16 protein-coding genes are annotated in these 16,411 nt (G+C 71.8%); 4 read left to right on the plus strand and 12 right to left on the minus strand.

The window, feature by feature from the left end; all coding sequences use genetic code 11:
* Nucleotides 1–19 precede the first annotated feature (19 nt).
* On the minus strand, nt 20–697 hold the full coding sequence (locus ABD269_RS18475; protein ID WP_301893423.1) for a response regulator: 678 nt from the start codon (nt 695–697) through the stop codon (nt 20–22).
* Between the two features lie 105 nt (nt 698–802).
* Nucleotides 803–2,008, minus strand: a complete 1,206-nt coding sequence (locus tag ABD269_RS18480) for a sensor histidine kinase (protein WP_301893424.1) — start codon at nt 2,006–2,008, stop codon at nt 803–805.
* Between the two features lie 121 nt (nt 2,009–2,129).
* On the opposite strand from ABD269_RS18480, the gene ABD269_RS18485 reads away from it, so the two are divergent.
* A complete protein-coding gene (locus ABD269_RS18485) occupies nt 2,130–3,146 on the plus strand; it encodes an SAM-dependent methyltransferase (protein ID WP_344119157.1) in 1,017 nt (338 codons plus the stop codon).
* Nucleotides 3,147–3,159: 13 nt separating this feature from the next.
* A complete protein-coding gene (locus tag ABD269_RS18490) occupies nt 3,160–4,311 on the plus strand; it encodes an NADH-quinone oxidoreductase subunit D (protein WP_344119159.1) in 1,152 nt (383 codons plus the stop codon).
* Nucleotides 4,312–4,393: 82 nt separating this feature from the next.
* On the opposite strand, the gene ABD269_RS18495 is transcribed toward ABD269_RS18490, so the two are convergent.
* The 4 genes from ABD269_RS18495 to ABD269_RS18510 all read right to left on the minus strand — a co-directional run bounded on the left by ABD269_RS18495 (nt 4,394) and on the right by ABD269_RS18510 (nt 8,322).
* Nucleotides 4,394–5,581, minus strand: coding sequence for a hypothetical protein (locus ABD269_RS18495; protein WP_344119161.1), 1,188 nt, complete (start codon nt 5,579–5,581; stop codon nt 4,394–4,396).
* A 174-nt stretch (nt 5,582–5,755) separates the two neighbouring features.
* Entirely contained in the window at nt 5,756–6,745 is a 990-nt protein-coding gene (locus ABD269_RS18500) for an ABC transporter substrate-binding protein (protein ID WP_301893431.1), read from the minus strand.
* A gap of 99 nt (nt 6,746–6,844) precedes the next feature.
* Complete coding sequence (locus ABD269_RS18505) at nt 6,845–7,594, minus strand: ABC transporter permease (RefSeq protein ID WP_344119164.1); 750 nt, start codon at nt 7,592–7,594, stop codon at nt 6,845–6,847.
* Entirely contained in the window at nt 7,594–8,322 is a 729-nt protein-coding gene (locus tag ABD269_RS18510) for an ABC transporter permease (protein ID WP_344119166.1), read from the minus strand. Before ABD269_RS18510 ends, ABD269_RS18505 begins: the two co-directional genes overlap by 1 nt.
* A 128-nt stretch (nt 8,323–8,450) precedes the next feature.
* On the opposite strand from ABD269_RS18510, the gene ABD269_RS18515 reads away from it, so the two are divergent.
* Nucleotides 8,451–9,623: an ABC transporter ATP-binding protein gene (locus ABD269_RS18515; protein WP_344119168.1), complete on the plus strand. Its 1,173-nt coding sequence runs from the start codon at nt 8,451–8,453 to the stop codon at nt 9,621–9,623.
* A gap of 141 nt (nt 9,624–9,764) precedes the next feature.
* Here the strand turns inward: ABD269_RS18515 and ABD269_RS18520 are convergent, their stop codons facing one another.
* The 6 genes from ABD269_RS18520 to ABD269_RS18545 all read right to left on the minus strand — a co-directional run bounded on the left by ABD269_RS18520 (nt 9,765) and on the right by ABD269_RS18545 (nt 15,071).
* Nucleotides 9,765–10,259, minus strand: a complete 495-nt coding sequence (locus ABD269_RS18520; RefSeq protein WP_344119170.1) for a DUF3180 domain-containing protein — start codon at nt 10,257–10,259, stop codon at nt 9,765–9,767.
* 95 nt (nt 10,260–10,354) lie between these two features.
* Entirely contained in the window at nt 10,355–10,948 is a 594-nt protein-coding gene (gene folK, locus ABD269_RS18525) for a 2-amino-4-hydroxy-6-hydroxymethyldihydropteridine diphosphokinase (RefSeq protein ID WP_301893437.1), read from the minus strand.
* Nucleotides 10,945–11,304, minus strand: coding sequence for a dihydroneopterin aldolase (gene folB, locus ABD269_RS18530; RefSeq protein WP_301893438.1), 360 nt, complete (start codon nt 11,302–11,304; stop codon nt 10,945–10,947). Before folB ends, folK begins: the two co-directional genes overlap by 4 nt.
* A 326-nt stretch (nt 11,305–11,630) precedes the next feature.
* On the minus strand, nt 11,631–12,122 hold the full coding sequence (locus ABD269_RS18535; protein ID WP_301893439.1) for a nuclear transport factor 2 family protein: 492 nt from the start codon (nt 12,120–12,122) through the stop codon (nt 11,631–11,633).
* Nucleotides 12,119–13,048, minus strand: a complete 930-nt coding sequence (folP, locus tag ABD269_RS18540) for a dihydropteroate synthase (protein WP_344119173.1) — start codon at nt 13,046–13,048, stop codon at nt 12,119–12,121. The genes ABD269_RS18535 and folP overlap by 4 nt, the downstream gene beginning before the upstream one ends.
* Nucleotides 13,049–13,220: 172 nt before the next feature.
* On the minus strand, nt 13,221–15,071 hold the full coding sequence (locus tag ABD269_RS18545) for a phosphatidylglycerol lysyltransferase domain-containing protein (RefSeq protein WP_301893441.1): 1,851 nt from the start codon (nt 15,069–15,071) through the stop codon (nt 13,221–13,223).
* A 168-nt stretch (nt 15,072–15,239) separates the two neighbouring features.
* Between ABD269_RS18545 and ABD269_RS18550 the strand changes: the two genes are divergently transcribed.
* Nucleotides 15,240–16,358 carry an alpha/beta hydrolase gene (locus tag ABD269_RS18550; protein ID WP_344119176.1) on the plus strand — a complete coding sequence of 373 codons (1,119 nt, stop codon included), beginning with the start codon at nt 15,240–15,242 and terminating at the stop codon, nt 16,356–16,358.
* Nucleotides 16,359–16,411: the final 53 nt, after the last annotated feature.

The following is a 16,411-nucleotide window of genomic DNA, read 5'->3' on the forward strand; positions in this document are numbered from 1 at the left end:
GCGTAGGCGGGGCGCCGCACTACTGCGCCGCTCCCCCGCCCGCCCGGACGAGGCCGCTCTCGTACGCGAGCACCACGACCTGCACCCGGTCCCGCAGCCCCAGCTTAGTGAGGATCCGTCCCACGTGGGTCTTCACGGTGGCCTCGGACAGCACCAGCCGTGCCGCGATCTCGCCGTTGGACAGCCCCTGCGCCACCAGCAGCATCACCTCGCGCTCCCGCTCGGTGAGCCTGCTCAGCTCCGCGCTCGTGGGTTCGTTGCCCGCGCTGGGCAGCATCGGGGTGAAACGGTCCAGCAGCCGGCGGGTCGTGCTGGGCGCGACCACCGCGTCACCGCTGTGCACGGCCCGGATCGCGCCCAGCAGTTCGGCCGGGGGCACGTCCTTGAGCATGAAGCCGCTCGCGCCGACCTTCAACGCGGAGAAGGCGTATTCGTCCAGGTCGAAGGTGGTCAGGATCAGCACCTTCGGAGGGTTCTCCTGCGCGCAGATGCGGCGGGTGGCCTCCACGCCGTCCAGGCGCGGCATGCGCACATCCATCAGGACGACGTCCACCTCGGTCCCGGCCAGCACCTCCAGGGCCTCCGCACCGTCCCCGGCCTCGGCGACGACGTCCATGTCGGGCTGGGCCGCCAGCACCATGCGGAAGCCGGTGCGCAGGAGCACCTGGTCGTCGACGAGCATCACGCGGATCGACATGCGTGGTCCCTTTCCTCGGTGTTCATCAAGTCTGCCAGCGCTGACAGTTTTCGATCAGGTTTGATCAGCATGCGGTCGCCGTGCCTCCCGCACCCGTCGGGCGGGTCAGCGGCCGCCCGGTTTGATCGGCAGCAGCACGCTGATCCGGAAGCCACCGCCCGGCCGCGGCCCCGCGTCCAGGGTGCCGCCGACCATCCCGACCCGCTCGCGCATGCCGATCAGGCCGTGCCCCATGCCGTCCGCGCCCCCCGCCTCGTACAGCTCCTGCTGCGCGCCCCGGCCGTCGTCCTCGACCAGCAGGCCGAGCCCGTCGTCGAAGAAGGTCAGGTGCACGCTCGCGCCCGCGCCCGGCCCGCCGTGCTTGCGGGTGTTGGTGAGCGCCTCCTGCACGATGCGGTACGCGGTCAGCTCCACGCCGCTCGGCAGCGGCCGCGGCGCGCCCTCGACCTGGAACTCCACCGGCAGCCCCGCGCCGCGCACCTGCTCGACGAGGTCGCCGATCTGCTCGACGTCGGGCTGCGGCACATACTCGCCGCCCTCGCCGCCCTCCTCCGTGCGCAGTACGCCCAGCAGCCGGCGCATCTCGGCGAGCGCCTGGCGGCCGGTGCCGGAAATGGTCTCCAGGGCCTGCTTGGCCTGCTCGGGCGAGGCGTCCAGGACATACGCGGCGCCGTCGGCCTGAACCACCATCACCGAGACGTTGTGCGCGACGACGTCGTGCAGCTCGCGCGCGATCCGCGCCCGCTCCGCCACCACCGCCATCCGCGACTGCTGCTCGCGCTCCTTCTCCAGCCGTGTGGCCCGCTCCTCCAGCTGCGCCCAGTAGGCGCGACGGGTGCGCATCGAGTCGCCGAGCACCCAGGCCAGGACGAACGGAACGGTGACGAAGACCGTCCCGATGACGTTGGCGGTCATGGTCTGGTGGGGTTCGACCCACCGCAGTTGGGCGAGTGTCGGCGCGATCAGGCCGCCGATCAGGGCATAGCGGGACGCCCAGCGGGTGTTGCCGGACGCCACCGTGTAGATGATCACGAGCATCGCGAAGTCGGCGAGGTTCAGCCCGACGTCGAGGACGAGCTGTGCCACCCCCACCGCCGTCGCCAGCAGCAGCATCTTCTCCGGCCATCGCCTGCGCAGCGCGATCACCGTGCACAGCGCGACCGCCACGACCGCCTTGACGAGGCCCGACGCGTGCCCGGCCCCCGTCGACTGCTCGGCGATGGTGATCGCACTGAGCCCGAGCAGCAGGACGGCCCAGAAGCTGTCCACACCCGTCGGGTGCCTGCGGAGAAAGTCGTAGAGGCGCTGCACGTCACCCAGCGTAGGCACGTCGCGTACGTGCCGGGGTCAACCGGACGATCGATCCGACGACGCCCCGCCTACTCCCCAAGGTGGAGGCGGCATGCCCACCAAGGGCGCATAGCGTGTGTGTATGGCAAGCGGAACAAGAACGTGGCGCGCCGCCACCGAGGCCGCCCTGTACGGCCCGAACGGCTTCTACCGGCGTCCCGAGGGGCCCGCCGGGCACTTCCGTACCTCCGTGCACGCCTCGCCGCTCTACGCGGGGGCCGTTGCGGAACTCCTGCGCCGCGTCGACGCGGCGCTGTGCCATCCGGCGGAGCTGGCGTTCACGGACGTCGGCGCGGGCCGTGGTGAGCTCCTCACCGCCGTGCTCGCGCGGACCGCGCCCGAGCTGGGCGCGCGGCTGCGCCCGTACGCCGTGGAGCGCGCCGAGCGCCCCCCGGGGATCGACGAGCGCATCACCTGGGTGAGTGACGTCCCCGAGGGCGTGGACGGGCTGCTCTTCGCCAACGAGTGGCTGGACAACGTGCCGGTCGACGTCGCCGAGACGGACGCCGAGGGCATCGCGCGCCAAGTGCTCGTCCAGGAGGACGGCGAGGAGCTCCTCGGCGAGCCGGTGTCCGGCGCCGACGCCGCCTGGCTCGCCCGCTGGTGGCCCCTCGACGGCGCGCCGCCCGGCAGCCGCGCCGAGATCGGCCTGCCGCGCGACGCCGCCTGGGCGCGGGCGGTGCGCGGCCTGCGGTCCGGGCTGGCCGTCGCCGTGGACTACGCGCACCGGCACGACGCCCGGCCGCCGTTCGGCACGCTGACCGGCTTCCGGGAGGGCCGCGAGGTGCGGCCGGTGCCGGACGGCTCGTGCGACATCACCGCGCACGTCGCCCTGGACGCGTGCGCGGGCCCCGGCAGCTCCCTGCTGACCCAGCGCGACGCCCTGCACGCCCTCGGCGTCGACGGCAGCCGTCCCCCGCTGTCGCTCGCGTCGTCCGATCCGGCCGCCTACGTACGGGCACTGGGCGCCGCGGGCGAGGCCGCGGAGCTGACGGCGCCGGCCGGTCTCGGCGGCTTCGGCTGGCTGGTGCAGCCGGTCGGCGACGCCTGCGCCGGGCTTCTGGAGCCCGCCCACGGCCGCCCGGACGGGGAGGGCTGACAAACTATCCCCCATGGCCCCTACCTCTGAGACGACAGTCGGCATCGGCGGCGCGGCGGAGAGCACCGACATGGTGCTCAACATCGGGCCGCAGCACCCGTCCACCCACGGTGTGCTGCGGCTGCGGCTCGTTCTCGACGGGGAGCGGATCCAGCACGCCGAGCCGGTCATCGGCTATATGCACCGGGGCGCTGAGAAGCTGTTCGAGGCGCGCGACTACCGGCAGATCATCATGCTCGCCAACCGCCACGACTGGCTGTCGGCCTTCTCCAACGAGCTCGGGGTCGTGCTCGCCGTGGAGCGGATGCTGGGCATGGAGGTCCCCGAGCGCGCCGTGTGGACGCGCACGCTGCTCGCCGAGCTGAACCGGGTGCTCAACCACCTGATGTTCCTCGGCTCGTACCCCCTCGAACTGGGCGGGATCACCCCCGTCTTCCACGCCTTCCACGAGCGCGAGCAGCTCCAGACGGTGATGGAGGAGGTCTCCGGCGGCCGGATGCACTACATGTTCAACCGCGTCGGCGGCCTCAAGGAGGACCTGCCCGCGGGCTGGCTCGCCCGGGCCCGGCACGCGGTGGCCGACGTCCGCTCGCGGATGGACGTCTACGACCGGCTCGTCCTCGGCAACGAGATCTTCCGCGGGCGTACGCGCGGCGTCGGCGTGCTCTCGCGCGAGGCGGTGCACGCGTACGGGGTCAGCGGGCCGATCGCCCGCGCGTCCGGCGTGGACTTCGACCTGCGCCGCGACGAGCCGTACCTCGCGTACGGCGAGCTGCGGGACACCCTGAAGGTCGTCACGCGCGAGGACGGCGACTGCCTGGCCCGCTTCGAGTGCCTGCTGGAGCAGACGCACAACTCGCTGGAGCTGGCGGAGGCGTGCCTGGACCGGATCGCGCACCTCGCGCCCGGCCCGATCAACCAGCGGCTGCCCAAGGTCCTCAAGGCGCCGGAGGGCGCGACCTACGCCTGGACCGAGAACCCGCTCGGCCTCAACGGCTACTACCTGGTCTCCAAGGGCGAGAAGACGCCGTACCGGCTCAAGCTGCGGTCGGCGTCGTTCAACAACATCCAGGCGCTGACCGAGCTGCTGCCGGGGACGCTGGTGGCCGACATGGTGGCAATCCTGGGCTCGCTGTTCTTCGTCGTCGGCGACATCGACAAGTAGCGCGGCGAGCGGCGTCGGGCGGCGCGGCGAAACGAAAACCCCCGGTGGGCGTCCCACCGGGGGTTTCGTGGCCGGCGCCGGGCTACGAGATGGCGCTGCGCAGTTCCACGACGTCTATCTGCTCGGTCTCGTCGTGCGCGGTCAGGTCGATGACGCCCCCTTTGGCGTCGTCGCCACCGGCTTCCGCGGCCTCGGCCTCGGCGAGCGCCTCCTCGCCGACGACGTCCGCGAGGTCGGTCTCCTCGACGGGCCGCGCGGCGGCGGGAGTCCGCTGGGTGCCGAAGAAGTCGAAGCCGCCCTGCGCGCGCGACGCGGGGCGCCGGGCGGGGCTCTGCTGCGGCACGACCGCGGAGGCGGGCCGGGTCACGCGGGGCGCGCTCTTGGGAGCCTCGGCGTCGCCGGGCCGCTTGGCGTCCTCGACGGGCTCGGCGTCCTCGGCGGGCGCGGTGTCCGTGGCGGGCTCGGTGTCCATGGCCGCGGTGGTGTCCTGGGCACCCTCGACAACGCCCTCGGCCGCGTCGGCTTCCCCGGTGGCCGGGGCGGGCTCGACGGTGTGCGGGGCGGACCCGGTGCTCTCGGGCGCCGGGCGCTTCCCGGCGGCCTCGGCGTCGGCGGTGGTCTTCGCGCCCGTGCGCCTCTTGGCGGCCCTGGCCGCGTCCGCGGCGCTCAGGATCTCGCCGGTGCCGGCCTCCGGCCGCCCGGTCGGGGGCACGGGCACGGCGTCGGCCGGCTGCGCCAGGGGCGCGTCCTGGACGGGCTCCGCCGCGGCCGCGGACTCCGCGTCCCGCTGGAGCGTCGCATTCCGCTCCAGGTCGCGCAGTGCTTCCGCCGCCTTGCGGTACGCGGAAGCGGCGACGGCGGACCCCGCCGTACCGGCCGAAGCCGCGGCGGACTCCAGCGCCTTCGCGCTCCGGGGCGCCGCGCCGCGCGCCTGGCGCCGGCCCTCGAGCGCGCTGGCCCGGCCGGTCTCGGCCGCGGCGTAGCGGCGCAGCAGGTCGGCGTGTTCCGTACGGAGCCTGGCGAGTTCGGCGCGCTTGCCGCGCAGCTTGGTCTCGACCTTGGCGCGGGCGGTGCGGGCTTCCTCCAGCTCCGTCTCCAGCTCGGCGATGCGCTCGTCGGTCTTCCACTCCTCGCGCACCCGGGCGGCGTTGAGCTGGGCGACCCGCTTCCCGGCGGCGCGGTCCCAACGGCGCATCAGCACGGCGCCGACCACCGCGGCGGCGGCGGCCGCCGCGGCGAGGCCCCGGATGACGACCGTTTCACCTACCACCCAAGCACCGGCGGCAGCGGCGACCGATGTCGCGGCGACCGTCGATGGGGGAAGGAGCCTGTGCAGGGGCTGTGAATGGCGGTGGCGTCCTCGTGGCATGGCCTGAAACTTACCGTGCGTCGCCTCAGGAGTGTGACTCCACCACCAAACTCTTCCCTTGATCTTACTTCTCTCCTACTTCTTCTCCCCCGTCAGCAACCCCTTGTCCTTGAGGTACTGAGCCGCCACATCCGCGGGCTTGAGCCGCTGTGCGTCGACCTTCTTGTTGAGTTCGGTGAGATCGGCCGTGGTCAGCACCCTGTTGAGCTTGCCGAGGGCATCGGCGATCTTCTGTGCGCCGGCCTTCTTCGCATTCACGACGGGCAACACGTTGTCGGAGTTCTGGAGCTTCTTGTCGTCCTCAAGGAGAACGAGGCCGAACTGTTCGAGCGTGGCGTCCGTGGTGGTGGTCAGCACCATCTGGTCCTTGCCCGACTTGACCGCCTGCTTGGCCTGCGTGCTGCCGACCTCCAGCGGGTCGATACCGGTGACGTCGATGCCGTACGTCTTCTCCAGACCCGGCTGGCAGAAGGGCCGCTGGGGGCATTCGTCGCCCGCCGCGAGCTTGATCCGCTCCTTTGCCGCACCCAGGTCGGAAAGGGTCTTGAGCTGGTGTTTCGCGGCGAACTCCTTGGTCACCGCGAAGGCGTTCTGGTCGACGGCCCGACCGGCGTCCAGCACCTTGAGGCCACGCGGCTCCGCGAGTTTACGGAGCGCCTTCACCGTGGCGTCGGCATCGGCCGAGGCGACCGTGGGAGCGTCCTTGCCGTTCTGCTTCTTGTTGAGGAATTCGGCGAGTGTCGCCGCATACTCAGGGACGACATCGATCTTGCCGTTCTCCAGCTCCGGTTCATAGAGCTCGCGGGCGTCGACGGTCTTGATCGACGTCGAATATCCGGCGTCCTTCAGCAGCCCCGCATATATCTCGGCGAGCACCTTGGACTCGGTGAAGGAGGCCGATCCGATGACCAGCGAGCCCTCGCCCGGACGCCCGGACGCGTCCCCGCCACCGGACTTCTCCAGGCTGTCGCCACCGCAGGCGGCCAGACCCGCCGTCAGGGTGGCGACGCCCGCCGCCGCCAGCAGCGCGCGCGTGGTCCGCGCTCGACGCGGGGTCCTGCTCATGGGGAACTCCATCCACTCGGTCGGACGTCCGGTGCGCCCGGACGGCCCTTGATCGGTCGTCATTCCCGCCGTCGCACGAGGGCGGACGGGACACGGGTGTCACACGGCGCTGCCCACGGCGGGAGCGGCGTCGGCGGGCGCCACCGGGCCGTCGCCGCCCGCGGCCCGGCCGGCCGTCCGCCTCGCCCTGCGGCGCACCGGGTCCAGCAGCCGCTCCAGGACCACCAGCACCCCTTCGACCAGCAGCGCGAGCACGGCCACCAGCAGCGCGCCGGACACCACTTGGGCGGTGTCGGTCAGCCGGAAGCCCGCCGTGATGATCCGGCCGAGGCCACCGCCGCCGGGCAGCGCGGCGAGCGTGGTCGTGGCCACCACCTGCACCGCGGCCGTCCGCACCCCGGTCGCTATCAGCGGGAAGGCGAGCGGCAGCTCCACCCGGCCGATCAGCTGACGGCCGGTCATGCCCATGCCGCGCGCGGCCTCGACCACGTCGCGGTCGACCTCGCGCATCCCGACGTACGCGTTGGTGAGCAGCGGAGGGATCGCGAAGAGCACCAGCGCGATGACGGTCGGCCATGAGCCATGCGTACCCAGCGGGCTGAGCAGCAACAGCACCAGCACCGCGAACGTCGGCACGGCGCGCCCCGCATTGGAGATGTTCACCGCGAGGGCACCGCCCCGGCCCACGTGCCCCAGCAGCACCGCGACGGGCAGCGCGAGGGCGCAGGAGATCGCCAGGCAGACGACGGTCAGGAACAGGTGCTCGCCGAGCCGGTGCCACACGCCGTCCGTGCCGGACCAGTGCGAGCCGGTGGTCAGCCACGTCCACGTGCGGTCGATGACGCCCATCACAGAGCCCCCTCGGTGACCGGCCGCCCGCCCGCTCCCCTGCCACGGCGCTTCGCCTGCTTGCCCGCCCGCATCCAGGGGGTCAGCAGCCGCTGCACGAGCAGCAGCACGAGGTCGGCCACGATCGCCAGCGCCACGCACAGCACCGAGGCGGTGAGCACCTGCGCCTTGAAATAGCTGTGCATGCCTTCATAGATGAGATTGCCGAGGCCGCCGTAGCCGATGATGGCGCCCACGGTGGTGAGCGAGACGGTGGAGACCGTGGCGATCCGCAGACCCGCCATCAGGGCGGGCAGCGCCAGGGGCAGCTCCACGCCGAAGAGCAGGCGCAGCGGGCCGTAGCCCATGCCGCGCGCGGCCTCGCGGGCCTCCTCGGGCACCGAGGCCAGGCCGGCCAGGATGTTCCGCACGAGGACCGTCAGCGAATAGAGCACCAGGCCGGTGACCACGACCGACACCGAAAGCCCGAAGACGGGCACCAGCAGCGAGAACATGGCCAGCGACGGCACCGTGTAGAGCACGGTGGTCAGGCCGAGCACCGGGCCCGCCGCGGCCCGCCATCTCCGGGCCAGCAGCGCCAGCGGGAAGGCGACGAGCACGCCGATGGCGACCGAGGCCAGCGTGATCCCGATGTGCTGGAGCGTGGCGTCCGTCAGCTCGTGGCCGCGGGTCCGCAGGTATTCGCCGCAGATCCACTCGTTGGTGACCAGGCAGTTCTGCCCCGCCATACGCTCTCACCTCCCCCTGGGCATTGACCGTCGGTTACTGGCGACCCTAACCCCGGGCACTGACATTCGAGTCCGGCGCCACACAACGGCAACAATGTGGGGAGCGAGTACGGCCAGAATGGGGAACCATGATCCGCTTCGAGCACGTCACCAAGCGCTACGCCGATGGCACCACCGCCGTGGACGATCTGTCCTTCGAGGTGGCGGAGGGCGAGCTGGTCACGCTCGTCGGACCGTCCGGCTGCGGCAAGACCACCACCATGAAGATGGTCAACCGGCTGATCGAGCCGACCAGCGGCCGGATCCTCCTCGACGGCGAGGACATCGCGACCGTCGACCCCGTCGAACTGCGCCGCCGGATCGGCTACGTCATCCAGCAGGTCGGCCTCTTCCCGCACAAGACCGTGCTCGACAACACCGCGACCGTCCCGCACCTGCTCGGCTGGCAGCGCAAGAAGGCCCGCGCCCGCGCCGCCGAGCTGCTCGACCTCGTCGGGCTCGACCCGTCCGTCTACGGCGACCGCTACCCCGAGCAGCTCTCCGGCGGGCAGCGCCAGCGCGTCGGCGTGGCCCGCGCGCTGGCCGCCGACCCGCCCGTCCTGCTGATGGACGAACCGTTCGGCGCGGTCGACCCGGTGGTCCGCGAGCGTCTCCAGAGCGAGTTCCTGCGGCTCCAGTCGCAGGTGCGCAAGACGGTCCTCTTCGTCACCCACGACATCGAGGAGGCGGTCCGCCTCGGTGACCGCATCGCGGTCTACGGCAACGGGCGCATCGAACAGCTCGACCCGCCGGCGGCCGTGCTCGGGGCGCCCGCCACGCCGTACGTGGCCGACTTCGTCGGCGCCGACCGGGGCCTCAAGCGGCTCTCCGTCACCCCCATCGAGTCCGGCGACCTCGAACAGCCGCCCGTCGTCCACCTCGACGACCGGGTGGGCGACGCGGCGGCCCGGCTGGAGGCGGAGGGAGCACGCTGGGCGGTGGTCCTGGACCGCTCGGACGGGCTGCACGGCTGGGTCTCGGCGGAGGCGCTCTCCGGCGCGCCCGACGGCGGTACGGTCCGGAACCACTCCCGGCGCATGGACGCGTGGCTGCCCGTGGGCGCCTCGCTGAAGCAGGCGTTCAGCACGATGCTCCAGCACGACGCGGGGTGGATCGCCGTCCTCGACGGCGACCAAGCGGACCACTTCGTGGGCGTCCTGACCCCGGCCCGCCTGCACGAGGCCCTGCGGCGGTCGACGGCGGCGGACGCGCTTGGCGCTGCGCGCGCGGAGGTGTCGGTGGAGACCGTGGCCGACGCGTAGCCCTTGGGAAGCCTGCTCGCCAGGTGCGGGTCCGTTGCCGCCTGCGGCGGGAGCTCCCCCAGCTACCGCTGGGAGGTGCCCCCAGCGGGCGCGTCCTCAAACGCCGGACGGGCTGAAATCAGCCCGTCCGGCGACGAAAAGCTAGGCCCGCGCCGAGCCCGTCCCGCCCTCCTCGTCGTCGTCCTCCGGAAGCCGGCAGACCCGCTCCAGGAAGAACGCCGCCACCACGACGCAGACGGCGGCCAGCACCGACGCCCCGGCGTAGATCGTCTGGTCCCGGCGGGCCGGGTTGTTGTCCAGGCCGGCCATCAGGAGGAACGCGCCCACGCCGCCGTACATGCCGGCGACCAGCGCCGCGACCAGCGCGCTCGCCTGGCCGAAGACCACCGCGCGGGCGGCCACCAGCGGGTCGACACCCTTCGCGCCGGGGCGCCGCTCGCGCTGGGCCCGCAGCCGGGCGCGCAGCGAGAGCGCCGTCGCGGCCAGCACGACGGCGATGACGGCCAGCACGATGGGGGCCGCCACGGGCACGCTCGGCAGTGTGCCGAAGGCGTCCCACAGCCGGGCGCCCGCCCAGGACACCACCCCGGCCACGACGAACAGCCCGGCCAGCACCCTGAACCGCAGTTGCTTCACCGGTTCGCTCCTCCGTGAGCAGATCGCGGAGCAGGCCGCGGAACAGGTCGCACCGTGCCCTCGCCCCTCGTCTCGTACGTCTCTCGGCCCAACGCCTACTCGGGCAGTCGCAGTTCCAGGTCGACCCGCGGGGCGACCCCGTCGAGACCGACCTGGGCCAGCAGCTCGACGACCGCGCCGTGCCCCGGGACGACGGCCTCGGGGTCCACGTCGTGCCACGGCGCGAGCACGAAGGCGCGCTCGTGGGCGCGCGGGTGCGGCAGCGTGAGGACGGGGTCGTCGGAGAGGACGTCCTGATAGCTGACGATGTCGACATCCAGCGTCCGCGGGCCCCAGCGCTCGTCGCGCACGCGCTCGAAGGCCTCCTCGATCGCGTGCCCGCGCTCCAGCAGCGAGTCCGGCGGGAGGGTGGTCTTCACCAGGACGACGGCGTTGAAATACGAGGGCTGGGTGCCCGGCTCGACGCCCCACGGCTCCGTCTCGTAGACCGGGGAGACCGCTTTGACCCGCAGGCCGGGCGTGTCCTCCAGCGCGTCGATGGCGCCCTGGAGGGTCTCCAGGCGGTTGCCGAGATTGCTGCCCAGCGAGATCACGGCCCGCTTGGGGTTGCTCAAGGTCACATCTGCGGCGTCCACCTGCTCCACCACGGAGGCGGGCACCGGCTGCACGGTCGGGTCGCTGCTGCTCATACTCGGCTCCGGGTAATAGTGATCGTCACATCGTCAAAAGGCACGGTGATGGGGGCGTCGGGCTTGTGCACCACGACCTCCACCTCCCGCACCGCTTCGTGCTTGAGACACACCTGGGCGATCCGCTCGGCGAGGGTCTCGATCAGGTCGACGGGTTCCCCCTGGACGACGTCGACGACCTCCTCCGCCACCACGCCGTAGTGCACGGTCTTCGCAAGGTCGTCGGTGGCCGCGGCGGGCCGGGTGTCCAGACTCAGCACCAGGTCCACGATGAAGGTCTGGCCCTCTTCGCGCTCCCGGGGGAAAACCCCGTGGTGCCCGCGGGCCTTCAAGCCGCGCAGCGCGACACGATCCACACGAATCACTCCTGCTGGTCATCGGTATGCCGGGTGCGCACCGGCCGCTGCCGGCACATCACCCGTCCCCCGTCGGCCGGGGTACCCACTTCGAATCTACCTGCGAGCACCGACAGTGCTCGCACCCGGACGCCCAGGGGCGCTGCCGACATGTAACGACATTTGCGGATGTTTACGGACGCCACAGAGCTTCACGGACAGGAACCCCAACGCCGCCGACCGGTCCCGCCGCGCTTACCCCCGGCTCCGTGCCTCACCCCTACCCGGCCATCGAGCACCCCGAACGAGTGGCTTCCGAATGCCCGGAGCTGACGCCCGGGCGCCGGTCACGCCCCTTCCGGGCCGTCCGCGCCCTCTCTGCCCTCCGGGCCGTCCTCCTCCTCGTCGTCGCGCCCCGCGAGCACCGGCGAGCCGTGGTGGGACCACACCTTCCACTCCTCGCCGACCCGCCGGAAGGCGTTGGTCGCCACGACCAGCTGGCCCACCAGCGGCCCCAGCTCGCCCTCCGCCTCGGACGGACCGCCGCTGAGGATGTTCTCGGTGCAGGTCACCAGCGCCGTGTCACCGGCCACCGCGACCTCGACGTCCGTCAGGAAGAACTGGATGTAGTCGGTGCTCGCCATGATCAGCGCATACGACCGGAGCACCTCGCTCCGCCCGCGCAGCACCGGCCAGCCCGGGTGCACGCAGGACACCTCGGCATCGGGGTCGTCCAGCCACAGCCGCCCCATGGCCACCGTGTCGCCGCGCTCCACCGCCTCGTACAGCGCGGTGTTCGCCAGCTCGACCCGCTCGCTGTCCGTACGGGCCGCGCTCACTCGGCCCCCTCGGCGCCCCGGGCGCCCGCCGCCTCCGCCACCATCGCCACCCCCGCCGTCTCGGCCGCCTGGTCCACGGCCCGCACCACCCGCACCGCGTCGGCGCTCGCCCGCACCTCGTGCACCCGCACCGCCCACGCGCCCTCGCGCGCGGCGATCGTCGACACCGCCGCCGTCGCCGCGTCCCGCTCCCGGGCAGGCGGCGGGCTGCCGCCGTCGTCCCCGGCCAGCACCCGGCCGAGGAAGCGCTTCCGGGAGGCGGCCACCAGCATCGGCAGCCCCAGCTCCCGGCGGAGCCTGGCCAGCTGGGCGACCAGGGCCAGGTCGTGGTCCGCGGTCTTCGCGAAGCCCAGCCCCGGGTCGACGACCAGCCGCTCCGGGTCCACGCCCGCGGCGACCACCGCGTCCAGCCGCTGCCGCAGCTCGCCGAGGACCTCGCCGACCACGTCGCCGTAGACCGCCCGGTTGTTCATGTCCTCGCTGAAGCCGCGCCAGTGCATCACCACGAACGGCACCCCGGCCGTGGCCACCACCGGAACCATCGCCGGGTCCGCGAGGCCGCCGCTCACATCGTTGACCAGCGCCGCGCCCGCCTCGACGGCCGCCTCCGCGACCGAGGCGCGCATGGTGTCCACGGACACCACCACCCCCTCGGCAGCCAGCCCGCGGACCACCGGGATCACCCGGCGCAGCTCCTCGCGCTCGTCCACCCGGGTCGCGCCCGGCCGGGTCGACTCGCCGCCGACGTCGACCAGGTCGGCCCCCTCGGCGGCCAGGTCCAGACCCCGCTTGACCGCCCCTTCGGTGTCGAACCAGCGACCGCCGTCGGAGAACGAATCGGGCGTGACGTTGACCACGCCCATCACCGCACAACGGCCCCACTCCGGCAGACCGACCGGCCCGAATCGACCACGCAACGCACTCATGCCACCAGCCTAGGGCGTGCGGTGAAGGGCGCGCCGCCCGCCCGGAGGCCGGATCGCGGCGAACTCCGGCCGCCTTCGGCATATGACGAAGGCCCCGCCCGACGGCACCTCCCCGGACGGTCGTCCGGGGAAGCGGTGGTCGGGCAGGGCCTTCGGGGCCTGTGCCGTACGGTCACGCGGCGCGCGTGACCTCCGCGACCGAGACCTTCTCGTCGTCCATGCACGGCTTGGGCTCGGCCGGACGGCGGCGCAGCAGGCGCGGCAGCTCCAGGAAGCCCTCCGCCTGCATCATCGCGAAGCCGATGCGCGGCAGGTCGCGGTTGTTCGGGAAGACGATGAAGCGCGGCTCCCAGCGCGGCCGGAACTTCTCGTTGAACTTGTACAGCGACTCGATCTGGAACCAGCGCGAGAGGAAGACCAGCACCGCGCGCTGGACCCGGACCACCGGGCCGGCGCCGAGCTTGCCGCCGCGCTCCAGGGCGGAGCGGAAGAACGCGAAGTTCAGCGACAGCCGCTTGATCTTCAGGTCGGGCGCGGCCTGCAGGAAGGCGACGATGAGCAGCTCGTTCATGCCGGGGTCGGCGCTGCGGTCGCGGCGCATCAGCTCCAGCGACTGGCCGTCCGGGCCCCAGGGCACGTAGTGCTGCATGGCCTGCAGGTCGCCGAAGGGGCCGGGCTCCTCGCCCTCCTCCGGCGCCTTGTGGGCGGTGGCGATGACGGCGTCGAGGTCCTTGGGGTCGCCGATGCGGCCCAGGGCCATGGAGAAGCCGCGCTCGTCCTCGGTGTCGCGCCAGGCCTCGGCGGCCTTCTGCACGGCCTCGAGCTCCGCGGGGCTCAGCTCGCCGACGCGGCGCACCTTGGTCTCGTAGCCGTTGCGCTCGATGCGCTTGACCATCTGGCGGACGTTGCGCATGGCGCGCCCGGTCAGGGAGAAGTCGGCCACGTCGACGATGGCCTCGTCGCCCATCTCCAGCGCGTCGAGACCCGTCTCGCGGGTCCAGACCTCGCCGCCGGTCTCACTGCAGCCGGCGACCGCCGGGGTCCAGGAGTGGCGCTTGGCGAGCTCCATGAACTGCTCGATGGCGCCCGGCCAGGCCTCCACGTCACCGATGGGGTCACCGCTGGCGAGCATCACACCGGAGACGACGCGGTACGAGACCGCGGCCTTGCCGGACGGGGAGAAGACGACGCTCTTGTCGCGGCGCAGCGCGAAGTGGCCGAGCGAGTCGCGCGCACCGTGCTTGGCGAGGAGCTCGCGCAGCCGGTCCTCGTCCTCCTCGGTCAGCACCGCGGCCGGGTAGGCCGGGCGGAAGGCGAGGTAAGCGGTGGAGGCGACGGTCAGCAGGCCGAGCGCGCCGAGGGAGTAGCCGACGGTGTAGTCGACGCCGTGGGTGTAGCGGATCGAGCCCTCGAAGCCGAAGAGGCCCCAGATCACGTGCTCGATCTGCTCGACGATCGACGGGTCGCCGACCATCCGCTTGTACTGCGAGCCGACGATGATCCACCCGAGGGTGAAGCTGACGCCACCCATGATGATGAAGTTCGCCAGCGCCTTCCAGCGGCTTCGCGGGTCGGGCAGGGCCGTGAAGGAGGGCTTGTGCCAGACCAGGTACGCGAAGAGCGCCAGCGAGCAGATCGTGCCGATGATCGAGTGGCGGTAGATCAGCTGGGCGGCCGCACCGATCGGCAGGACGACGACGGCGGCGAGCCAGGCCCGCTTCTTGGCGCGGATGAGGCCGTGGGCCAGCATCAGCATCAGGATGCCGACGACGATGGACCCGGCCGCCGCGAGCTGGGTCACCGTGCCGGGCAGGACCTCGGCCCAGGTGTGGAACTTGCTCCAGCGGAGCCGAGGGACGACTCCGGCCACGATGTTGAGCAGGCCGATGATGATGCCGACCCATCCCACCACGGTCGGCACGCTCTCGGGCCGCGGCCCCTTGGCGATACGCGCAAGCCTCGACAGTCGCTTGGTTCCCTCGGGAACCCCATCGGACTTTTTGCCATCTACCCTGACAGACATCTCTTCCCGTCGTCCTGTCGAGTGGTCCTGCGCCTTCTGGCGGCAGCGCCCGGACAATGTGCGCCCTGTAGGACGACGGTTTCGGGGTTGAGGTTCCGCCGGGGGCCGAGCCCGGAAAGAAGTAACCATTCCGCGGCCCGCGGCGGGCCGCTCGGCAGAAAGCACCTCATGGGTCTCACCAGCATGGCGGTTCTGCTGCTTGCCATCGTGGCGGCGGTAGTGCTCTTCGCGTTGACCATTTGGCTCTGGCCCCGACTGGGGAAGAAGAGCGTCGGATCGGTTCTGGGCCGGTTCGGCATGATGCTCGCCACCCAGCTGACGCTGTTCGCCGCGATCGGTCTCTGGGCGAACCAGTCCTTCGGCTTCTTCGCCTCCTGGGCCGACCTCTTCGGCATGGAGAAGGGCCAGGGCGTGGTCGTCGACCACAGCGCCGGCAGCAAGCCCGTCGAGGTGACCGGCATCCAGCAGGTCAAGGGCCACGGCTCGGTGCCCTCGATCGCGGGCAAGGTCGAGAAGGTCAACATCAAAGGGCCCGAGTCCAAGATCGTGAGCCCGGCCTTCGTCTACCTCCCGCCGGAGTACTTTCAGCCGCAGTACGCCAACAAGACCTTTCCCGCCTCGGTCGTCCTGACCGGCTTTCCCGGCACCGCCGAGGCGCTGATCAAGGGCCTGCACTACCCGCAGGAGGCGCAGAAGCTCGCCAAGGCGAAGAAGATGCAGCCCACCATCCTGGTGATGATGCGTCCGACCATCGCCCCGCCGCGTGACACCGAGTGCATAGACATACCCGGCGGCCCGCAGACCGAGACCTTCTTCACCAAGGACCTGCGCAAAGGGCTCTCCGAGCAGTACCGCATCGGCCTGAAGCCCGCGAACTGGGGCGTGATCGGTGACTCCACCGGTGGCTACTGCGCACTGAAGTTCGCCATGCGTCACCCGGACTCCTACGGCGCCGCCGCCGCCCTGTCCGGCTATTACGTGGCCGCCCAGGACGCCACGACCGGCAAGCTCTTCGGCGAAGGCAAGCAGAGCAAGCAGCTGGAGAAGGAGAACGACCTGATGTGGCGGCTGAAGAACAAGCCGATGCCGGCCGTCTCCCTCCTGGTGACCAGCAGCAAGCAGGGTGAGCACAACTACGGCGACACCCTGAAGTTCATCGACGCCGCCAAGAAGCACCCCACCCGCGTCTCCTCGATGATCCTGGACAGCGGTGGCCACAACTTCAACACCTGGCGCCGTGAGATCCCCGGCACCCTCCAGTGGATGGGCAGCCGCCTCAGCGCCTGACCCCCACCGCATACGTAAAAGAGCTGCCCGCCACGACCGAGGTCGTGGGCTCC

Origin of the sequence: Streptomyces blastmyceticus (assembly GCF_039521185.1) — a bacterium.
In the GTDB taxonomy this organism is placed as follows: Bacteria; Actinomycetota; Actinomycetes; order Streptomycetales; family Streptomycetaceae; genus Streptomyces; species Streptomyces blastmyceticus.